Consider the following 20,161-nt stretch of genomic DNA (forward strand, 5'->3'; position numbering starts at 1 on the left):
GCCCACCCATGAGCAACGTTAAATCCACCACCGCAGACGCCTTCCGCAAGGACGTCGTTGAACGCACCGACAAACCAGTAGTAGTTGACTTCTGGGCGCCGTGGTGCGGCCCCTGTAAGAAGTTGGGTCCCATCTTGGACGAGATCGCCACAGAGCTTGGTGATGAGGTTGACGTTTTCAAGGTCAACGTCGATGAGGAGCGCACCCTAGGCGCGATGTTCCAGATCATGTCCATTCCCACCGTTTTGGTTTTCAAAAACGGAGAGAAAGTCGAAGAATTCGCCGGGCTGCGTTCCAAAGCTGACATAGTAAAACTTATTAAAAAGCACGTTTAGTGATGAGCTTTTTCACGAATAAAAGAAAGGGGTGAATGTGGACCGCGTTTTAACTGTCGGGGACCACAGCGCACGCGTGGCTGAAGCACGTGCGACCCTGGCACGCCTGGGGTTGAACCCCGGCTTTTCCGGACACCTCACCGACTGGAAGAAGCAGAAGTTCTCCGCTGAGGACAAATACTTTGACCAGGAACTATCGGTGATACTCAAGGCATTCCAGCAATCCCGCGGGATTGTCCCCTCCGGAAATCTAGACGAATCCACACTGCGTGAACTCCGCCACGCCTCCTACACTTTAGGCGCGCGGGTACTGAGCCTGCAGCCTAATAACGAGTTGGTGGGAGATGACGTAGCCCAGCTGCAACAGCAACTCCAGGAACTGGGATTTTACCGCGGCCGTATCGACGGAACCTTTGGCCCGGACACCCACTCCTCCCTCATGGAATACCAACTCAACTACGGCATCCAGACTGATGGCGTGTGCGGCCCCACCACCATCCGCGCCCTGAGCCTCCTCGGCCGGCGGTTTAATAGCGGCTCCGCGCAGCACATCGAAGAGCGTGAACGCGTTCGCAACGCCGGCCCCAAACTGGCCGGAAAGCGGATAGTCATTGACCCTTCCCTGGGCGGCGGTGAACCCGGCATCAAGGTCAAGGGGCGCTTCGGAGAAATTTCCGAAGAAGAAATCCTGTGGGATCTGGCGCAGAAGATCGAAGGAAGGCTCATTGCCGCCGGGACGGAGACAATCATCTCCCGCCCGCGCATGGACAACCCCTCCATCAAGGCCCGCTCCGCCATGGCCAACGCCTTTGGCGCGGACCTAGTAATCTCGCTTGCCTGCGATAGCTACCACAACGAAAAGGCCCACGGCATAGCCACCTTCTACTTTGGCTCGGAAGACGGCCATTCCTCGCTCATTGGAGAAACCCTGTCCGGGTACATCCAGCGTGAGATCGTGGCCCGCACGCCGCTGCTCAATTGCCGCAACCACGCCCGCACCTGGGAGCTCCTGCGGCTTACCCAGATGCCCATTGTTCAGGTCCTGCTGGGCTACCTCACCAACCCGGAGGACATTAAAACGCTCACCAAGCCTGATGTCCGCGACGCCATCGCGGAGGCTATCGTGGTGTCCGTCAAGCGCCTCTACCTGTTAGACGAAGACACCGCCGTGACCGGCACCTACCGTTTCGACGAGCTCCTGGAAGCTGAAAAGACGCAACTGGACTAAATGCTCAACCACGCCCCGCAATAGGCTGCCAAGATAAACACCGCAACCTTCTAGCGAAACCGCCGCGCTAAACCATGGCACGCGCCAGCAGGTCATCCATGGCGGCCACGGTAAGCAGCTCGAAGGGCGGCGGGAGCTCCATCCGCAGGCGCGGGGTAATGGGGTGGTCCCGCACCACCCGGAACCCGGCGGCTTCTAGCGTTTCTACCGGCATGAGCCCTATCCGTGGGGGCTTTTCCCCCAGGAGTTTCCGCGCCTGTGCAAAGTCGCGGTAACCAAAGGCCTCCACGGCCGTGAAATCCCGGGCGACCAGGTTCATCACTGCGGCGTCAAGCACAATGGCCTCCAGTCCGGGGTGCCCCGGGTCCGCGAATAGAGAAGTAATGACCGCCGCGTCCTCCGCCACCGGCGCGGTGGGCAACTTGGCGGCGCCCTGCGCCAACTCTGGCGAGCAGAAGTACACGGTGGCGCTATCTTGAATGGTGAAACCACACTCACCGAACTCCACGAGCGCGCGGGTAACCCAAGCCTCCTTTTCAAAGGCGGGGTCCGCTACGGTGGTCTTGATCTCCCAGAACACACTGCGGGCAGCCAGGGGATGAACCTTAACCCCTTCAGTCACTGGCTGAACCCACATGGTGGCCTACTTGCCCTCAAGCAATCCCATGATGCGCTGGAAATCTTCCTGGTCCCCGAACTCCACCACCATCTTGCCCTTACGCTTGCCCATGGTCACGGTGACCTTGGTATCAAAGCGGTCGGAGAGCTTTTCCGCTTGTTCCGTGAAGAACTGCGGGGTTGGCGCGGGCGCCTTGCGTTCCTTAGGCTTTTCCCCGCGCTTATACAAAGTCACGGCCTCCTCTGTGGCGCGCACGGACATGCCCTCCGCCACCACGCGGCCGGCCAGGTCCTCCATGGCCTGCGGGTCCTCTAATCCCAACAGCGCGCGGGCGTGACCATTAGACAGCACGCCGGCGGCCACGCGCTTTTGTACGCCCACGGGCAGGCGCAGCAAGCGCAAGGTATTGGTCACCTGCGGGCGGGACCGGCCAATCCGGTCAGCGAGCTCATGCTGGGTGACCCCAAACTCCTCCAACAGCTGGGAATAGGCGTGGGCTTCTTCCAACGGGTTGAGCTGAACGCGGTGGATGTTTTCCAACAACGCGTCGCGCAACATGGCGTCATCATCCGTATCCCGCACAATCGCCGGAATAGTAGATAGCCCCGCCTTGGCGGACGCGCGCCAGCGCCGCTCACCCATAATCAGTTCAAAGTTGCCCTCCCCAGCGGGGCGGACCACGATGGGCTGCAAAAGCCCAAACTCCTTGATGGAGTGGATGAGCTCACTTAAACCCTCTTCATCAAATTCGGTACGCGGCTGCTTGGGGTTGGGTGAAATAGACCCGATGGCTATCTCACGGTAGGTAGCGCCAATCGCGGCGGGCTGGCGGCCCTTCCGGGGTGCCTGCTGGGAGATGGTGGGCGCACCCTTGACCCGCTGGCCGTCAGTAGGGGCATCGGACTTGCGGGGGGATTCTCCCAAGATGACATCGGCGGCTGAAGTGCCCAAGCGTGGGCTCCGTGACGGCGTGCCGGGACCGGACGGGATGAGAGCTGCTAGGCCCTTTCCAAGGCCACCTTGACGTTTGTCTTCCATGTTTTTAACCTTCCAGTTCCGCGTAGATTTCAGGGCTCACACCAATGGCGCCGGTGGTGGGGTGAGGGACGTAATCCCCGCGCTTGTCCAGCTCCACAGCGGCGGCCACGTAGGCCCGAGCACCCGTAGAAGAAGGATCATAGTCAACCACGGTCTTACCAAAACCAGGAGCCTCAGACACCCGGATAGACCGGGGAATAACGTTGCCCAACACGACTGCACCGAACTGGTTGCGGACCTCCATGGCTACCTGCTCCGCCAACTTGGTGCGGGCGTCATACATGGTCAGCAAAATCGCGGAGATGTGCAGCTCATGGTTCAGGTGCTCCCTAATCATATTGATATTGCCCAAAAGCTGGCCTACTCCCTCCAACGCGTAATACTCACACTGGATAGGAATGATGACCTCTTCCGCACACGTCATGGCATTGATAGTCAACAGCCCCAAGGAGGGCGGGCAGTCAATAAAAACATAGTCAAAGCCGTGCTTTTCCAAGAACCCGTTGTGCAGGGCGTCGTAAAGCCGGAACTCACGCCGGACCAGGGAGACCATCTCAATCTCTGCGCCGGCCAAGTCAATGGTGGCGGGGATACAGAAGAGATTTCCGCTGCCCTGCAGCGTTTCTTCCGCAGTACAGTCTCCCAGCAACACCTCATAGGAGGACTTTGTGCCGGAGGTATGGACCGCCCCCACAGCGGTGGACGCGTTTCCCTGCGGATCTAGGTCAATAACCAGGACTTTCTTGCCGTTGTCAGCAAGCGCAGCGGCAAGGTTGACGGCGGAGGTGGTCTTTCCCACCCCGCCCTTTTGGTTAGCAATGGTTACAAGGCGCACAGAACTCATATCACTAGGTTACTTTACGCGGGGGACACGGATGATGGTCGTGCCAAACACGGTGGATACTGTGGGTTCCCCGCCGCCGGCTTTGCGGATTTCTTTGGCGTCGCGTTCTAGTTCTTCGTGCACGGATTCACCCTTCATAGCGATCATTTCCCCGCCCACCTTGGCCAGGGGCAGGGACCACTTCACTAGCTTGCCCAGCGGTGCCACCGCACGGGAGGTCACGACATCTGCCCCAGATACCGCCTTTTTCACCGGGCCTTCTTCCGCGCGGCCGCGGATCACGGTGACGTTTGACAGTTCCAGCATATCCACCACCTCTTGGAGGTAGGTGGAACGCTTCAACAAGGGCTCTACGAGCGTGATGTGCAAGTCCGGGCGCGCGATGGCTAGGGGAATACCGGGCAGGCCGGCACCGGAGCCTACATCAACGATAACCGCGCCGTGGGCCATAACTTCGCCTATGACCGCGCAGTTGAGGATATGGCGGTCCCATAGCCTAGGGATCTCCCGGGGTCCCATAAAACCACGGACGTGACCGTCCGTAGCCAGGGAATCATGGTATTTCTGGGCTAGATCGAAACGGTCACCGAAGACTCTCTGGGGAGTCAACTTTTCCTGTGTCATAAGTTACTTCTGCTTGCGCTGTTTTTTGGTACGACGGTCAAGCTTGCGGGCGCCGGGCTTGGGAGCCATGGTGCGCTTGGCCTCCATCTTGGCGGCCTCCTCAGCTTCTTCTTCAGCATCCATCTTGCTGTAGACCATCCGGGTCTGCACGAAGGTCCACAGGGTGTTGGAAAGCATGTAGAACAGCAGACCAACTGGCCAGATGAAACCGGAGAAGACCAGTGTTGCGGGCAGGACCCACAACATCATGGTGTTCATCATCTTAGTCTGCATTTCCATCATCTCGGCGTTCTGGCCGGTGGCTGGTGCCACCTTTCCAGCAGCCTTGCGCTTGGCCTGCCGGGCTAGCGAAAGTTTGGCGTTAAGGTGGGTAAAGATGGCAATGATGATGATTAGCGGAACGATGATGATGGCAGCGTGCACAATGTCCACGCCCTCAAGCAGCGGGGAGTTGGCGCGCAGGTTGGTCACCAGAGGAACGCCAAAGACTTCCGCGTCAACGTAGGAGCGCACTAGTTCAGGGGAGAAGATGTAGTTGGCAATGCTGGCGTTTTGTTCCGGGCTCATGGGTTCAGCAACGTGGCCAAAGGCACCGCCAACCACAACGGTACGGTCAAAGGAGCGCAGCACGTGGAACAAACCAATAAAGACCGGAATCTGGGCCACCATGGGAAGGCAGCCGGCCACCGGGCGAACGCCGGACTCAGCGTAGAGCTTCTTCATTTCCTCGCCGGCGCGCATCTGATCATTGCCGTACTTTTCGCGGATTTCCTTCATCCGCGGCTGGAGCTCCTGCATCTTGCGGGCAGACCGCAGCTGGTTGATGGTTGGCTTAACCAGGAGGGCCTTTATGGTCCAGGTCAGCAACACAATGGCCAGGATCCAGGTGATACCCCAGCTGGGGTCGAGCACGAAACTCAGCAGCCAGTGCCAAAACCACAAAATCGCTGAGATGGGCCAATAGATGAAATTAAGCACGAGAAATCTTCCTAGTTGGTGTCAGATACCGGGTCATATCCACCCGGATGCCAAGGCCCGCATTTGCTGATCCTGGCTATAGCCATCCCCGTTCCCTTCACAGCGCCATGCGTGGAAATGGCTTCCAAGGCATAGGCACTGCAGGAGGGTTCGAAACGGCAGGTGGAACCTAGTTTAAGGGGTGAGAGAAACTTTTGGTAGAACCGAACCGCGGCGACGAAGGGTTTTGCTAACCCTCGCGCCTCGGGAATCTGTTCACCATCAGTGTTGAAATAGCTCATCGGCGTGCCTTTGTTAAGGCCTTGCGCAGGTCTTTTTCCAGTTCAGCACTGGAGGCCGTTCCGGAAGCGGGAAGCGCGCGGATAACAATGTCCACGGTCGCCGGCAGCGTTGGGATAAGGCTCATACAAATATGACGAAGCCGCCGGGAGGTGCGGTGGCGGACCACCGCGTTCCCAACGGCCTTAGAAACAACAAGGCCGAAGCGTGGCCCGGAGGCGTCAACTTCGGCTTCATTATTTTCGCCGCGGTTGTAATCCAGGTAGTGGATTACAACCGTGCGTGAACCCGCGCGCTTGCCACCTTTAATTGCCTTCCGGAATTGGACTGGCGAGGTGAGCTTATGGTGTGCGGGAAGCATGACTTTAAGCAGTCAGCTTTGCGCGGCCCTTCTTGCGGCGTGCTGCCACAATTGCGCGACCTGCGCGGGTGCTCATACGAGTACGGAAACCATGCTTACGTGCACGGCGACGGTTGTTCGGCTGGAACGTCCGCTTGCCCTTTGCCACGGTAATTCTCCTTGAAGTTGAAGGCAGCACAGCGCCTTAGCGCTACACTACTTAAGTGTTTGATGATGTGAGAAGCAAGGCTTTGAAACCCTGAACTATCAAAATAATTGAGTTGTTTTTAAAAACGACCCTTCTCACGCACAGCATCTTGCTGTGATAGACCATGCCAGATTACGCGACTTTTCAATCTTTGTACAAATCGACACCCGGTCACACCCGAAATTACAAGCATGTTTTTCTTCCCAGCTCACCGGCATGTTTGCCAAGGTTTCCTGGGCGAATGAGGGCCCAGATTTTTACCCCTTGTGGAGTTATTAAGGGCCTGTGGACAAATAGTTAGACACTGTGGGTTTTAACCGGTAAAACATATTAGAACCAGCGACATCCCGGGCGGACAGCTTGTGGATAACCCTAAATCGAAACTTTAGACTTCTCCTGTTATTGCAGGTAAGGTGGATAAAGTGCGCTTTTTCAAGTTATCCACAGGGTCAGGTAGGGTTGTGGATAACCCGGAATTGCACACCTGTGGATAACTCTGTGGAAGTCCCGCGTACACTGCAAAATCTGGCTGTGCACAAGTCCGTGGAATTTGTCATTAATACTTAACAACCAACCCAGAACAACAAGAAAAGGTGTGAGCGTGGCTGAATCACAACACGACACTGAGGCCATGTGGTCGGCGATAGTCGAGGATCTACTCACCCGTTCCGCCAAGTCCGAGCCGGGAGCTTTCAAGTTCTCCCCGCGCCAACGCCTTGCCGTCCGCCGGGTGCGCCCCATCATGCTTAACAACGGCTACGCTTTCATCGCGGCACCGGACGAGCACGCCAAAGTCATCGTGGAAAACGAACTGACCGAGCCGCTCACGGCCTCCCTGACCAAGTATTTTGGGCGGCCTTATTCGCTCACCGTGTCCTTGGCCATGCCCGAGCCCGCCCCGGTGCCGGAGCCAGCACCAACACCCGCACCCACCGAGCAACCAGTTGCGCCTCCGGCACCCCCTACAGCGGCACCCTCAGCCGGAGCCCCAGGTGAAGCACCAAGTGGAGCACCGGCAGTTGGGGCCACCGGTTCCACACCCCATGGCTCCGCACCCCTCAATCCCGGCATCCCGGAGGCCATCAAACTGCCCTCCCAGCTTGATGCTGAACCTCGCGCAGCCAGAGACCCCAGGTGGGATAACACTTATACCGATCCAAACCCCACGAACCTCGATGACTTGGCGGATAAGTTCGCCCAAACCCAGCCCGCGCCATCCGGAGCGCGGATCCCACGTGAGGAGCCAGCGCACGACCCCAACCGCGAAACCTCGCTCAATCCGCACCACACCTTTGAGAGCTTTGTCATTGGTTCCTCGAACCGCTTTGCCAACGGCGCGGCCGTAGCCGTGGCAGAATCCCCCGCGCAGGCCTACAACCCGCTGTTCATTTGGGGCGGCTCCGGCCTGGGCAAAACCCACCTTCTCCACGCCGCCGGAAACTACGCCAAGTTTTTACAGCCGGGGTTGCGCGTGAAGTACGTTTCCTCCGAGGAATTCACCAATGACTACATCAACTCCCTGCGCGATGACCGGCAGGAGTCTTTCAAAAGGCGCTACCGCAACCTTGACATCCTGATGGTTGATGACATCCAGTTCCTGGAAGGCAAAGAGTCCACGCAGGAGGAGTTCTTCCACACGTTCAACGCCTTACACCAGGCAAACAAGCAGATCATTTTGTCCTCAGACCGTCCACCCAAGCAGCTCAACACCCTGGAAGACCGGTTGCGCACTCGCTTTGAAGGCGGGTTGATTACAGATATTCAGCCGCCCGATCTGGAAACCCGCATTGCCATTTTGATGAAGAAGGCGGAGTCGGACGGTACCAAAATTTCCCGGGAGATTTTGGAAATGATTGCCTCCCGTTTTGAGTCTTCTATCCGGGAGCTGGAAGGCGCACTCATCCGCGTTTCCGCGTATTCCTCCTTGTCACACCAGGACATCACCATGGAAACCGCGGAACTTGCGCTCCGTGACCTGATTCCAGATTCTGCCGACAGGCAGATCACGGCGGCCACCATCATCGACATTACCTCTGACTATTTCAACGTTGACCCTTCCGATCTCAAGGGGGCGGGGAAAAAGCGCACTATCGCACACGCCCGCCAGCTGGCAATGTATCTTTGCCGCGAGCTCACCGAACTTTCCCTGCCCAAAATTGGATCCGAGTTTGGCGGCAAGGACCACACCACGGTGATGTACGCGGAGAGGAAGATTAAGAAGGCTATGAACGAAGACCGCCAGACTTACAACGAGATCCAGGAGTTAACCTCAAAAATTCAGTCTGCTCCCCGTAATTAGCATTTCTGGCCTCCTTCTAGGCCTAGGGCAAACGTTTCCGCCGGTAGCTGCCTTGCAGCCACCGGCGGTTTCTTTTATCCACAGGGAATTTCACACCTGTGTAATTCCACTGTTGTAATTTAGTTGAGTTCGTCACTTGTTCGGGGTTTTAGCTGGAGTTTAGGCCTGTGGATAAGCATGTTCACAAGTGGGCCTGGCCGGTGGAACAAATGTGGATAAACTACAAGGGTCGGTTTTTGTCCACAGAAAATTCCTGTCATTCACAGGAAACCCACACCGCTGCCAACAGATCAAAAACGGCTAATTACAAGCTACGAAGGGTGGTTATCCACAAAACCCACACCGCCTATTACTACTACTGACTTTGTAATTAAGATCCTTTGGGTAAAAACGGGGTGTGTGCAATTTGGCCGTTCGGGTGCGCCGGGCCCACGACCACGACCAGACGGTGAATCACAAAACTGAGTTCTATCAACCGGCGGAATACGCTAGATTGGTAACTTGAACAACAGCTACCGCTTATTGCCCTGCAATTTACAACCTCCGAGGAGCCTTTCCCATGGACAGCACCGAATCCGTGTCATTCCGCGTTTCAAAAGATGACTTTTCTGACGCCGTGTCCTGGGTAGCCCGTAATCTGCCCACTAAGGTCACTCAGCCGGTATTGCGCGCGATGATCATCAACGCCGACGACCAAGGGGTAGAACTCAGTGGCTTTGATTATGAAGTTTCCACGCGCGTGCGGATCCCCGCTGAGATCGAAACCCCAGGCCGGATTGCCGTAGCGGGCAAACTTATCTCCGATATCGTGAGCTCTTTGCCCAATAAGCCTATCGATCTGCGGATGGAGAACTCCCGCCTGCACGTAGCCTGTGGCTCCTCAAAATTCGAACTTCCCATTGTTCCCCTGGATGATTACCCGCAGCTTCCCCACCTCCCGGAGGTCACCGGAAAGATTAATCCCCAACTTTTCGTAGAAGCTGTATCCCAGGTGGCTTCAGCAGCAGGACGCGATGACACCTTGCCCATGCTCACCGGCGTGGACATCACCATTGATGGCACGCAGATGCAACTCACCGCAACCGACCGCTTCCGTCTAGCCATGCGCACCCTGGAATGGGAGCCCACCAACCCAGACGTCAGCGCCAAGTTCCTGGTCCCGGCAAAAACCCTGCAAGACAACGCCCGTTCGCTAGACACTCATCTCAACAACGCTGTTGAAATTGCCGTGGGCAGCGGTGACAGCATTGCCGCCGAAGGCCTCTTTGGTTTGCATACCGACTCCCGCGAGACCACCACCCGTTTGCTTGAAGCAGACTTTCCCAACGTGACACCGCTGTTGCCCAAATCGCATACCGCGATTGCCTCGGTCGAGGTGGGGCCCTTGCAAGAAGCCATCCGCCGCGTGGCCCTGATGACCGAGCGCAACGCGCAGGTTCAGCTGCATTTCTCCGAAGGGGAAGTGGTCCTGCAGGCCAGCGGCTCGGACGGAGGAAACGCGCAGGAAAGCCTTCCTTGTGCCTTCGCCGGTCGCGACGAGCTGGTCATTGCTTTCAACCCCGGATACCTCAAAGAGGGTCTGGCCGTTATGCACACTGACCGCGTGTTCTTCGGTTTCACCGAGGCCTCCCGTCCGGCCATCATGGTTCCAGAGCCCGAGGAAGTGCCGGAGGCTGATGAGGAAGGTACCTTCCCCACTCCGGAGACTCACTTCACGTACTTGCTTATGCCGGTGCGCGTGGCTGGGTAATGTACGTCGCGGATATCGACTTACGCGATTTCCGGTCGTGGCCTAGCCTAAAGCTCGAGCTCACCCCGGGAATCACCATCTTTGTCGGATCCAACGGGTTTGGAAAAACCAACATCGTGGAATCGGTGGGCTATGTTGCCCACTTAGGTTCCCACCGGGTCAGCCACGACGCCCCGCTAGTGCGGGAGGGCACTGACAACGCCCGCGTTTCTGTCACCGCAGTCAACCAAGGGCGCGCTCTCACCGCCCACCTGTTGCTCAAGCCCCATGCCGCCAACCAGGCGCAGCTGCACCGCACCCGCTTAAAATCCCCCCGCGAACTGCTGGGAGTGGTGCGCACGGTCCTGTTTTCCCCAGAAGACCTGGCTCTTATCAGGGGTGAACCGGCCCAAAGGCGCGCCTACCTGGACGGGATAATTGCCTCCCGTACTCCGCGGCTTGCCGGGGTGAAAGCGGATTATGACAAGGTGCTCAAGCAGCGCAACGCACTGTTGAAAAATGCCTCCCATGTTTTGCGGCGGGGTTACAACGACTCGGAGGGGGCCTCCGCGCTGTCCACTCTTGACGTGTGGGACGCGCAGCTGGCGGGGCTTGGGGCGCAGGTCATTACGGCCAGGTTGGATCTGTTAACAGAGCTAGCGCCACTGATTTCCCAGGCCTACGCAGGGCTTGCCCCGGAGTCGCGGCCTGTCAACGTCAACTACCGGGCCACGGTGGATACCAGTGACCCGGAGGTCCTTGAAGCCACCATGCTGGCGGAATTGGCCAACAAAAGGCAGCGGGAGATTGAGCGCGGAATGACGTTAGTTGGCCCTCACCGCGACGAACTGGAGTTGGGGCTGGGTAGCCAGCCGGCCAAGGGCTTTGCCTCGCACGGTGAGACGTGGTCCTATGCCATCGCCTTGCGGCTGGCGGAGTTTAACCTCTTGCGCCAGGACGGCACAGACCCAGTACTGATCTTGGATGACGTATTCTCCGAGCTTGACGCTGCACGGCGTAAAAAATTGGTGGAGCTGGCAAAGTCTGCCGAACAGGTGCTTATCACGGCTGCGGTTGATGAAGATCTTCCGGAGAATCTGCCGGCAGCCGCCCGTTACCGCGTTACCGTGAAAGACACCGATGAAGGAAGAATTTCGGAGATATCCCATGTCTGACCCGGACTTCATCACCAACGCTGTGCAGCGCGCCAGGGCGTTGTCAAAGAATCCGCCCCGCCTTAGCCAACCCGTGGCCAAGATGAAAAGCCTCGATGACCGCGCGGCCAAGAAAGCCGTCAGGCGCCTGGGGCGGGAGACCGGACTGGACGGCCGGGCCAAGCGTCGCGGTATTGGTGTGCCCAAGTTAGCCGACATCCTTCAGGACACCATCCAGGAACGCGGCTGGCAAGAGGAGCTGGGCCAAGGCTGGATCTTTGGGAACTGGGAAGAACTTGTGGGCGCGTCAACGGCGGCGCACACCAAGCCGGAAAAGATTGAACACAATATTTTGCATATCTCCTGCGACAACTCCAACTGGGCTACCAACCTGCGCTATCTACAGGGAGAAATCCTCAAGAAGATTGCCGCGAAGGCGGGAGACGGCGTGGTGGTGCAGTTGCGGATCCACGGACCCAAACAGCACCGTAACTACCAGGGGCCAATGTGGGTCAAGCCGCAGGGCTCTAATGACACCTACGGTTAGCGGAAATCCACGGTTTTTGCGTCCCGGGTACGAAAAACTGAATAATTTGGCCTTTTAAGGCGTTTAAGGGGTCTTTAGGTAGGGGGATATGGGCAAAGGCAGTGTAAGATGGTAAAGGTCTGAAATTACATTTATTGCCTAAAGGAGTACACGTTCCGTGGCTGAAGAACACGCATATGGTGCGGGCTCAATTACCATCCTCGAGGGACTCGAGGCTGTCCGCAAGCGTCCCGGCATGTACATCGGTTCCACCGGTGTACGCGGTTTACACCACCTAATCTGGGAGGTCGTAGACAACTCGGTTGATGAGGCCATGGCAGGCTACGCCTCCAAGGTTATTGTCACCCTGCTGGAAGACGGCGGCGTTGAGGTTATCGACGACGGCCGTGGTATCCCGGTAGAGATGCATGAGACTGGCGTTCCCACCGTTCAGGTGGTTATGACCCAGCTGCACGCCGGCGGCAAGTTTGACTCTGAATCTTACGCAGTTTCCGGCGGCCTACACGGCGTGGGTATTTCCGTGGTGAACGCGCTATCCACCCGCGTGGAGGCGGATATTAAGCGCGATGGCAAGCACTGGAGCCAGCGCTTTAAGTACGCTGTCCCCGAGGAACTGGAAGAGGGCGGAAACGCCCGTGGTACCGGTACCACCATCCGCTTCTGGCCGGATGAAGAGATCTTCGAAAGCATCGAGTTTAACTACGACACCATCGCGCGCCGCCTGCGTGAGATGGCCTTTTTGAACAAGGGCTTGTCCATCACCCTGCGCGACCAGCGTGCCGGCGCTGCCGAGCAAGCGGAGCTAGACGCACTGGCTGACGCCGGTGAAGAAGCCGTGAGCCTGGATAGCTTTGATGATGCTGAGCCAAACGGTGAGGATACCAAGGCCAAGAAGGACTCCAAGCCCAAGGTCCGTGAGATTACCTACCATTACCCCAACGGCTTGCAGGACTACGTGGAGTTCCTCAACCATAATAAGAGTGAGATTCACCCAACGATTGTCAGCTTTGACGTCAAGGGTGATGACCATGAGGTTGAGGTGGCCATGCAGTGGAACCAGGGCTATAGCCAGTCCGTCCACACCTTTGCTAACACTATCAACACCCATGAAGGCGGCACCCACGAAGAAGGTTTCCGTGCCGCGCTGACCACCTTGATGAACCGCTACGCCCGGGATCACAAGTTGCTTAAGGACAAAGACGGCAACCTCTCCGGCGATGACTGCCGTGAGGGCCTGGCTGCCGTTATTTCCGTCAAGGTTGGTGACCCCCAGTTCGAGGGTCAGACTAAGACAAAGCTGGGCAACTCCGAAATCAAGGGCTTTGTTCAACGCGCAGTCAACGAACACCTCAACGACTGGTTTGATGCTAACCCGGCTGAGGCCAAAGCCATTATTAACAAGGCCGTGTCCTCCGCCCACGCCCGCGTGGCCGCCCGTAAGGCCCGTGAGTTGGTTCGCCGCAAGTCCGCCGGGGATATGGGTGGACTGCCAGGCAAGTTGGCTGACTGCCGCTCCAAAGACCCCAAGCTCTCTGAGCTCTACATCGTGGAGGGTGACTCCGCAGGCGGTTCCGCCAAAGGCGGGCGCGACTCCATGTTCCAGGCCATCTTGCCGCTGCGCGGAAAGATCCTGAACGTGGAAAAGGCCCGCATGGACAAGGTGCTCAAGAACGCCGAGGTGCAGGCCATTATCACCGCGCTTGGCACGGGCATCTTGGATGAGTTTGATATCTCTAAGCTGCGCTACCACAAGATTGTCTTGATGGCTGACGCCGACGTAGACGGCCAGCACATTGCCACGCTATTGCTGACGCTTCTCTTCCGTTTCATGCCGCAGCTAGTTGAGGACGGCCACGTTTACTTGGCTAACCCGCCCCTGTACAAGCTCAAGTGGAGCAAGGGCGAGCCAGGCTTTGCTTTCTCTGACGCTGAGCGTGACAAGCAACTGGAGGAGGGCCTTGCCGCCGGCCGCAAGATTAACAAGGACGACGGAATCCAGCGTTACAAGGGCCTGGGTGAAATGAACGCCTCTGAGCTGTGGGAGACTACCCTTGACCCGGAGTACCGCATTTTGCGCCGCGTTGATTTGGAAGACGCCCAGCTGGCAGACGAACTCTTTTCCATCCTCATGGGTGATGACGTAGCGGCCCGCCGTTCCTTCATTACCCGGCACGCGAAGGACGTGCGCTTCCTGGATATCTAGGAACCCCCGCCAGTGGGCTTCGCGCTAGAGGGTCAACTACGCTAGCAGCCCGTGGGACAACAGATACCGTGTTGACAGGCCCCGCCGCTTCCCGGAGCGGCGGGGCCTGTGCATTCCCGTAGGCCACTGACTGCGGGCCCGTGCGCCAGCTGCCCCGGAGCCACCACCTGGCCAGGGAGGGCAAAAAAATCCCACCGCGACCGGGACCGGTCAAAGCGGTGGAAAGGGGTGGTGAGTGTTGCTACATATGCTTGTGCAGAATCCTGGCAAGTTCCGGGACCTCGGGTTCTACCACCTTGGTGGCTTGGCCGCGTAGGGACCTGTAGGCCTTGGATAGAGCTGCAACGTCAATTGTTTCCGCTTGGCGGTCAGCAACGGACATGAGGGCGTTGGTCACCTGGCCAGACCGGGGTACAACGAATTCCCCGAAGTCGGTGGCGGATGAGTCCTCGAATTCCTGCCAGAGGGGCTCTAGTTCCGCGAGGATCTCCGGCAACATGCGGTTAGTGCCTTTGGCGATAATGTTGCTATCTAGCTTCTTTGCAGCGCCAACGGCACCCTTGATAGCCATACCGGTAAGCCCGGATTGCTTGGCAACCGTGTCCTCCGCAAGCGCCGCGATGTCAGCTACGGTGGCTTCCCGTTTCCCGGGGCTCAAAAGCTCTGCGAGTTTAGGCATTGGGTGCTGGAGCTGGTGCCGGTGCCGGTGCCGGGGCCGGTGCTGGCGGCGGCCCGAATACGCCCTTGAGGGCGGCTATTTGGTCCGCTAGTTCGGGGGCGCCGTTGTTGCGGGCTAGGCGTTCAAGGTCAAAGTCCAGGCCGCCGTTGGCACGGCTATCCACGGAGGAGCCGGAGCTTCCTTGGGCACCAATTTGTTCCGCAATGCGGTCGATTTCGGTGCGGAGCGGGGGAACGTTGTCACCAATTAGTTTTAAGCCAGTGGCAACGCTAACAGCAATGATTCCTACGTCCAGGACCGAGGATCCGGTAAACGTTGCGGGTTGGGTACCGGGAACGAAGTTGGGGTCAGTTTCAAAGTCTTGGGCGGAGGCGGCGGGCACCGAGGTGGTCAAAACGGCACCGGCGATGGCGGTTGCGGCAAATTTCTTTAGTCTCATGTGTAACAACTTTACCTTGTGTAACAGGTTTGGCGGTAAACATTTGCGCAAAAGACGGCGAATTCTTTGTTATGAGTCCGCAGGGCCGGCACGCGTTCCAACACGTTCTGCAAAGCGCTTGCCGCCTGTTCGGCGTTGGCGTGGACCATAACTCCGTCCATGGTGGCCGTACTTGCCGTTGCGGCCGCAGCCAAAGCCGCATAGTCCCGCACGGTAGTCCGGTAGGCAGCGCAAAACTCTTGAGCCACGAGCAATAGCTGTTCTGGTGTCATCTATTTCCCCTCTTAGTAGGGCATTTACCCCGTTAGAAGCGCCGCGCGCGGCGGATCTCGTCTTCTAGCTGCTTGCGGCCGGGCAGTAGTTCGCGTGCGGTGGCCTGCACCTGGGCATCGGCAAGAGTGCGCGCAGCCGCCTGGACTATGGCGCGCACGGCGGCCTCGTGCTTGGATGTACCGGAGGCGGACGCCAAGAGGGTAAGCGCGTGGTCTTGTTCGGGGGAAAGCCGGAGAGTCATTGCCATCCCCAAATGGTATCACTGTGATACCACTAAGAGCCAGGAAAAACGCTGAGACGGTAGAATAAACGGTTATGAGTGAAAACAACGATGGTCTTTTTGACCGCATTGAACCAATCGACATCAATGATGAGATGGAGTCAAGCTACATTGACTACGCCATGTCCGTCATTGTGGGCCGCGCGCTACCCGAAGTACGCGACGGCTTAAAGCCCGTCCACCGCCGTATCATCTACGCGATGTTTGACAACGGCTACCGCCCGGACCGCTCCTACGTGAAGTCCGCGCGCCCCGTGGCAGATACCATGGGTGAATACCACCCCCACGGCGACACCGCTATTTATGACACCCTGGTCCGCCTGGCCCAGCCGTGGAGCATGCGCTACCCGCTGGTAGACGGCCAGGGCAACTTTGGTTCCCGCGGCAATGACGGCCCCGCCGCCATGCGTTACACGGAGTGCCGCATGACGCCGCTGGCCATGGAAATGGTCCGCGACATCCGCGAGAACACGGTGGATTTCTCCCCAAACTACGACGGCAAAACCCAAGAACCCGTAGTTCTTCCCGCCCGCGTGCCAAACCTGTTGATGAACGGCTCCGGCGGTATTGCCGTAGGCATGGCCACCAACATCCCGCCGCACAACTTAAACGAACTGGCGGACGCCATTTACTGGCTGCTGGAAAACTTCGAATCCACTGAGGATGAGGCACTTGAGGCGTGCATGGCGCGCGTGAAGGGCCCGGATTTCCCCACCGCCGGCCTCATCGTGGGCGACCAAGGCATCAAAGACGCCTACACCACCGGCCGCGGCTCCATCCGCATGCGCGGCGTGACCGCCATTGAGGAACGTGGAAACCGTCAGACCATTGTTATCACGGAGCTGCCCTACCAGGTCAACCCCGACAACCTGGTCCACAACATCGCGGAATCGGTTGCCAACGGCAAGATTGCCGGTATCTCCAAAATTGATGATGAGTCCTCCGACCGCGTGGGTATGCGCATTGTCATCACCCTAAAGCGCGACGCCGTGGCACGCGTGGTGCTCAACAACCTCTACAAGCACTCCCAGCTGCAAACCTCCTTTGGTGCCAACATGCTCTCCATCGTGGACGGCGTGCCGCGTACCCTGCGTATTGACCAGATGCTGCGCCATTACGTCACCCACCAAATTGAAGTCATTGTCCGCCGCACCGAGTTCCGCCTGCAAGAGGCTGAGGACCGTGCGCACATCCTGCGCGGCTTGGTCAAGGCGCTGGACATGCTCGATGAAGTCATCGCGCTCATCCGCCGCTCCCCAACGGTAGATGAAGCCCGTGAGGGATTGAAAGACCTGCTTGACGTTGATGACTTGCAGGCCGACGCCATCCTGGCCATGCAACTGCGCCGCCTGGCCGCGCTAGAGCGCCAGAAGATCATCGATGAGCTGGCTGCGCTTGAAGAAAAGATTGCAGACTTAAAAGACATCCTGGCTCGCCCCGAGCGCCAGCGCGAGATTGTGCGCTCCGAGCTCGCGGAGATTGTCACTAAGTACGGTGATGACCGCCGGACCCAGATTGTGGCCGCCGCCGGAGACGTGAAAGACGAAGACCTCATTGCACGTGAAAACGTTGTAGTGACCATCACTGCCACCGGCTACGCCAAACGCACCAAGGTGGACTCCTATAAGGCACAAAAGCGCGGCGGCAAGGGCGTTCGCGGGGCGGAGCTCAAGCAAGATGACATTGTGAAGAACTTCTTTGTCAGCTCCACGCATGACTGGATCTTGTTCTTCACCAACTTTGGGCGCGTCTACCGCTTGAAGGCTTATGAATTGCCGGAGGCAGGCCGTACCGCCCGCGGCCAGCATGTGGCCAACCTCCTGGAATTCCAGCCGGAGGAAAAGATTGCCCAGGTAATCCAGATTTCCTCCTACGAGGACGCCCCGTACCTGGTCCTAGCTACCAAGCAGGGCCGGATTAAGAAGTCCCGCCTGACTGATTACGAGTCTGCGCGTTCCGCCGGACTCATTGCTATCAACCTCAACGAGGGCGACTCCCTCATTGGCGCCTCCCTAGTCTCCGAGGGTGATGACATCTTGCTGACCTCCGAACAAGGCCAGGCTATCCGCTTTACTGCCGATGATGACCAGCTGCGCCCCATGGGCCGCGCCACCGCTGGCGTCAAGGGCATGCGTTTCCGCGGTGATGATCAGCTGCTGTCCATGTCTGTGGTCAACGACGGCCAGTTCCTGCTTGTTGCTACCTCCGGTGGCTACGGCAAGCGCACCGCCATTGAGGAATACACCCAGCAGGGCCGCGGCGGCCTGGGCGTAGTGACGTTTAAGTACACGCCAAAGCGCGGCAAGCTCATTGCTGCGGTCACGGTGGATGAGGATGATGAGATCTTTGCCATCACCTCCGCCGGGGGCGTGGTGCGCACCGAGGTCAACCAGATCCGGCCATCGCAGCGTGCCACCATGGGCGTGCGTTTGGTCAACTTGGCTGACGGGGTGGAACTCCTGGCCATTGACCGCAACGTGGAAGAAGACGGTGAAGAAAACGCTGAGGCCGTTGCTAAAGGCGAGAAGACAGTAGAAGAGGTCTTGAGCGAGCAGCTGCCTTTGGACAGCAAGCCGGCGGGAGAGGAACTTCCGGCGGATGATCAACAGCCAGCGGATGACCAGGTGGAAGCCACGGACCCCAGCGAATTTGATGCCAACGGCGTCAAAAGCGCTGACCAAACCGAAGGTGAGGAATAAATCATGGCGCAGCGCAACGTGACGCTTAGGCGTATAGGAGCGATGTCGGCGTTTCGTGTGGGTCTGGCGTTTTCCGTAGTTGGGCTCATAGCCTGGCTGCTGGCCGTGTGCCTGCTCTGGTTTGGTTTGGAGCAAGCGGGCATCGTGGACCAAGTCAATAGCTTGATTACCGATGTGGGAAGTGACGTCACTGTCACGTTTGGCATGGTGCTGTCAGCTACGGCGTTGGTGGGTGCCGTTACCGCCATTTTGGCTACCATCCTGTGCCCGATCCTGGCGCTCATCTACAACGCAACCGTTGAGCTCTTTGGTGGCCTTTACCTCCGGCTTTCCAGCCTCTAGTAACTGCCTGACCTGGCGATTTGCGTAAATAGTGGAACGGGTTGTAAAGTTACATCTCGTTCCGCTTGAGGGCCTATAGCTCAGTCGGTTAGAGCGCATCGCTGATAACGATGAGGTCGCAAGTTCGATTCTTGCTAGGCCCACCACGGAACAAAAGGGGCATTAGCTCAATTGGTAGAGCACCTGCTTTGCAAGCAGGAGGTCAGGAGTTCGATTCTCCTATGCTCCACAATTTACCCGGTACCGCAAGGTGCCGGGTTTCTTGTTTGCCAGCCCTTCGGATATTTCCGGGGTCTTAGAGTTGGGTTGGGTTGGTGCGCTTGCCGGGAGCTTCGCAGATTCCCCGGAACTAACCCCTGTGGAAAGTGGGTATTCCCCGGAACTAACCCCTGTGGAAAGTGGGTATTCCCCGGGTCTAACCCTGTGGAGGGTGAGTACTCTCCCGGGTTGGCGTTGTGGGTGGTGGCTATCCCCGCTAATTCTTGTTGACTCGGAAATTGGCAGACTGCGGTAGGGTGGTAGCCCATGAAGACTCTTGTGCCAGGTGTCATCGCCGGTGGATTGCTTGGCTTAGTACTGTGGCTTGCCTCCGGGACCTTTTGGTTCCTTCCCATTGCTGTTGCCTTGGGTGTGGCGGTAGTTCCCCTGGCGCTGCGCGAAGAACCTCGTTTCCACTCTCGCAAGAAACGCGATGAAAATTTCCGCGATTAGTGCCTGGCGCGGGCGGCGTAGGATCTGGCTCTGGTTCAGCCTCCAGGCTCGCCGCCCGTGGCTGAAGCAGCCGTCAAATTTTTAAGTTACCGGGCATTGCGGGTAGAGTGAACGCCTGCGGGGCATTAGCTCAATTGGTAGAGCACCTGCTTTGCAAGCAGGAGGTCAGGAGTTCGATTCTCCTATGCTCCACAAATAACCCGGCACCACACGGTGTCGGGTTTGCTGGATCTTCCGGCACCCCGGATCTCCCCGGCCTGTCATGGACTATAGAGGTGATGGCAGTGCTGGTGAAAGGGAAGAAGGAAGCGCG

General features: G+C 58.0%; 22 protein-coding genes and 3 tRNA genes. 13 read left to right on the forward strand and 12 right to left on the reverse strand.

The features are described 5' to 3' along the window. Positions 1-8 precede the first annotated feature (8 nt). Entirely contained in the window at positions 9-335 is a 327-nt protein-coding gene (trxA, locus tag F4V58_RS11820; protein WP_075736268.1) for a thioredoxin, read from the forward strand. Between the two features lie 37 nt (positions 336-372). Next, on the forward strand, positions 373-1,563 hold the full coding sequence (locus F4V58_RS11825) for an N-acetylmuramoyl-L-alanine amidase (protein WP_075736761.1): 1,191 nt from the start codon (positions 373-375) through the stop codon (positions 1,561-1,563). Between the two features lie 67 nt (positions 1,564-1,630). Here F4V58_RS11825 and F4V58_RS11830 read toward each other — a convergent pair whose 3' ends face one another. The 8 genes from F4V58_RS11830 to rpmH are packed head-to-tail and all read right to left on the reverse strand — an operon-like array spanning position 1,631 to position 6,454. Next, the gene (locus F4V58_RS11830; protein WP_075736270.1) at positions 1,631-2,200 is read right to left on the reverse strand and encodes a hypothetical protein; all 570 of its coding nucleotides are present in this window, start codon (positions 2,198-2,200) and stop codon (positions 1,631-1,633) included. A gap of 6 nt (positions 2,201-2,206) precedes the next feature. After that, positions 2,207-3,220: a ParB/RepB/Spo0J family partition protein gene (locus F4V58_RS11835; protein ID WP_075736272.1), complete on the reverse strand. Its 1,014-nt coding sequence runs from the start codon at positions 3,218-3,220 to the stop codon at positions 2,207-2,209. A gap of 4 nt (positions 3,221-3,224) precedes the next feature. Beyond that, a complete protein-coding gene (locus F4V58_RS11840) occupies positions 3,225-4,064 on the reverse strand; it encodes a ParA family protein (RefSeq protein ID WP_075736274.1) in 840 nt (279 codons plus the stop codon). A 9-nt stretch (positions 4,065-4,073) separates the two neighbouring features. Further along, positions 4,074-4,688, reverse strand: coding sequence for a 16S rRNA (guanine(527)-N(7))-methyltransferase RsmG (gene rsmG, locus F4V58_RS11845; protein WP_075736276.1), 615 nt, complete (start codon positions 4,686-4,688; stop codon positions 4,074-4,076). A gap of 3 nt (positions 4,689-4,691) precedes the next feature. Beyond that, entirely contained in the window at positions 4,692-5,666 is a 975-nt protein-coding gene (gene yidC / locus F4V58_RS11850) for a membrane protein insertase YidC (RefSeq protein WP_075736279.1), read from the reverse strand. A gap of 11 nt (positions 5,667-5,677) precedes the next feature. Beyond that, positions 5,678-5,947, reverse strand: coding sequence for a membrane protein insertion efficiency factor YidD (yidD, locus tag F4V58_RS11855; RefSeq protein ID WP_084559790.1), 270 nt, complete (start codon positions 5,945-5,947; stop codon positions 5,678-5,680). Continuing rightward, complete coding sequence (gene rnpA / locus F4V58_RS11860; RefSeq protein ID WP_075736281.1) at positions 5,944-6,306, reverse strand: ribonuclease P protein component; 363 nt, start codon at positions 6,304-6,306, stop codon at positions 5,944-5,946. Before rnpA ends, yidD begins: the two co-directional genes overlap by 4 nt. A gap of 4 nt (positions 6,307-6,310) precedes the next feature. Continuing rightward, positions 6,311-6,454: a 50S ribosomal protein L34 gene (gene rpmH / locus F4V58_RS11865; protein ID WP_003847033.1), complete on the reverse strand. Its 144-nt coding sequence runs from the start codon at positions 6,452-6,454 to the stop codon at positions 6,311-6,313. Between the two features lie 640 nt (positions 6,455-7,094). On the opposite strand from rpmH, the gene dnaA reads away from it, so the two are divergent. From dnaA to gyrB, 5 genes are all read left to right on the forward strand, one after another. Next, complete coding sequence (gene dnaA, locus F4V58_RS11870) at positions 7,095-8,792, forward strand: chromosomal replication initiator protein DnaA (RefSeq protein WP_075736283.1); 1,698 nt, start codon at positions 7,095-7,097, stop codon at positions 8,790-8,792. A 559-nt stretch (positions 8,793-9,351) separates the two neighbouring features. Further along, a complete protein-coding gene (gene dnaN, locus F4V58_RS11875; protein WP_075732136.1) occupies positions 9,352-10,542 on the forward strand; it encodes a DNA polymerase III subunit beta in 1,191 nt (396 codons plus the stop codon). Then, positions 10,542-11,696, forward strand: coding sequence for a DNA replication/repair protein RecF (gene recF / locus F4V58_RS11880; RefSeq protein WP_075732138.1), 1,155 nt, complete (start codon positions 10,542-10,544; stop codon positions 11,694-11,696). Before dnaN ends, recF begins: the two co-directional genes overlap by 1 nt. Then, the gene (locus F4V58_RS11885) at positions 11,689-12,222 is read left to right on the forward strand and encodes a DciA family protein (RefSeq protein ID WP_075732140.1); all 534 of its coding nucleotides are present in this window, start codon (positions 11,689-11,691) and stop codon (positions 12,220-12,222) included. The genes recF and F4V58_RS11885 overlap by 8 nt, the downstream gene beginning before the upstream one ends. A 157-nt stretch (positions 12,223-12,379) precedes the next feature. Then, on the forward strand, positions 12,380-14,425 hold the full coding sequence (gene gyrB / locus F4V58_RS11890) for a DNA topoisomerase (ATP-hydrolyzing) subunit B (RefSeq protein ID WP_075732142.1): 2,046 nt from the start codon (positions 12,380-12,382) through the stop codon (positions 14,423-14,425). Between the two features lie 241 nt (positions 14,426-14,666). Here gyrB and F4V58_RS11895 read toward each other — a convergent pair whose 3' ends face one another. From F4V58_RS11895 to F4V58_RS11910, 4 genes are read right to left on the reverse strand one after another with little or no spacing between them, the layout of a single operon-like run. Then, positions 14,667-15,104: a DUF6918 family protein gene (locus tag F4V58_RS11895; RefSeq protein WP_075732144.1), complete on the reverse strand. Its 438-nt coding sequence runs from the start codon at positions 15,102-15,104 to the stop codon at positions 14,667-14,669. Next, positions 15,097-15,543 (reverse strand): hypothetical protein, encoded by a 447-nt coding sequence (locus F4V58_RS11900; protein ID WP_075732146.1) that lies wholly within the window; start codon positions 15,541-15,543, stop codon positions 15,097-15,099. Before F4V58_RS11900 ends, F4V58_RS11895 begins: the two co-directional genes overlap by 8 nt. A gap of 11 nt (positions 15,544-15,554) precedes the next feature. Beyond that, on the reverse strand, positions 15,555-15,815 hold the full coding sequence (locus F4V58_RS11905; protein ID WP_075732148.1) for a cell filamentation protein Fic: 261 nt from the start codon (positions 15,813-15,815) through the stop codon (positions 15,555-15,557). A gap of 32 nt (positions 15,816-15,847) precedes the next feature. Further along, positions 15,848-16,063: a CopG family transcriptional regulator gene (locus F4V58_RS11910; protein ID WP_075732150.1), complete on the reverse strand. Its 216-nt coding sequence runs from the start codon at positions 16,061-16,063 to the stop codon at positions 15,848-15,850. Between the two features lie 68 nt (positions 16,064-16,131). On the opposite strand from F4V58_RS11910, the gene gyrA reads away from it, so the two are divergent. The 6 genes from gyrA (at position 16,132) to F4V58_RS11940 (ending at position 20,040) form a co-directional block, all read left to right on the forward strand. Then, complete coding sequence (gyrA, locus tag F4V58_RS11915; protein ID WP_084559598.1) at positions 16,132-18,795, forward strand: DNA gyrase subunit A; 2,664 nt, start codon at positions 16,132-16,134, stop codon at positions 18,793-18,795. A gap of 3 nt (positions 18,796-18,798) precedes the next feature. Then, positions 18,799-19,137 carry a DUF3566 domain-containing protein gene (locus F4V58_RS11920; protein ID WP_075732152.1) on the forward strand — a complete coding sequence of 113 codons (339 nt, stop codon included), beginning with the start codon at positions 18,799-18,801 and terminating at the stop codon, positions 19,135-19,137. A 69-nt stretch (positions 19,138-19,206) separates the two neighbouring features. Then, positions 19,207-19,283: transfer RNA gene (locus F4V58_RS11925), tRNA-Ile, on the forward strand. Between the two features lie 10 nt (positions 19,284-19,293). After that, positions 19,294-19,366: transfer RNA gene (locus F4V58_RS11930), tRNA-Ala, on the forward strand. Between the two features lie 296 nt (positions 19,367-19,662). Continuing rightward, the gene (locus F4V58_RS11935) at positions 19,663-19,848 is read left to right on the forward strand and encodes a hypothetical protein (RefSeq protein ID WP_075732154.1); all 186 of its coding nucleotides are present in this window, start codon (positions 19,663-19,665) and stop codon (positions 19,846-19,848) included. Between the two features lie 119 nt (positions 19,849-19,967). Beyond that, positions 19,968-20,040: transfer RNA gene (locus F4V58_RS11940), tRNA-Ala, on the forward strand. The last annotated feature ends 121 nt before the right edge of the window (positions 20,041-20,161 follow it).

This window comes from Corynebacterium phocae, from assembly GCF_008693075.1.
Taxonomy (GTDB): Bacteria; Actinomycetota; Actinomycetes; order Mycobacteriales; family Mycobacteriaceae; genus Corynebacterium; species Corynebacterium phocae.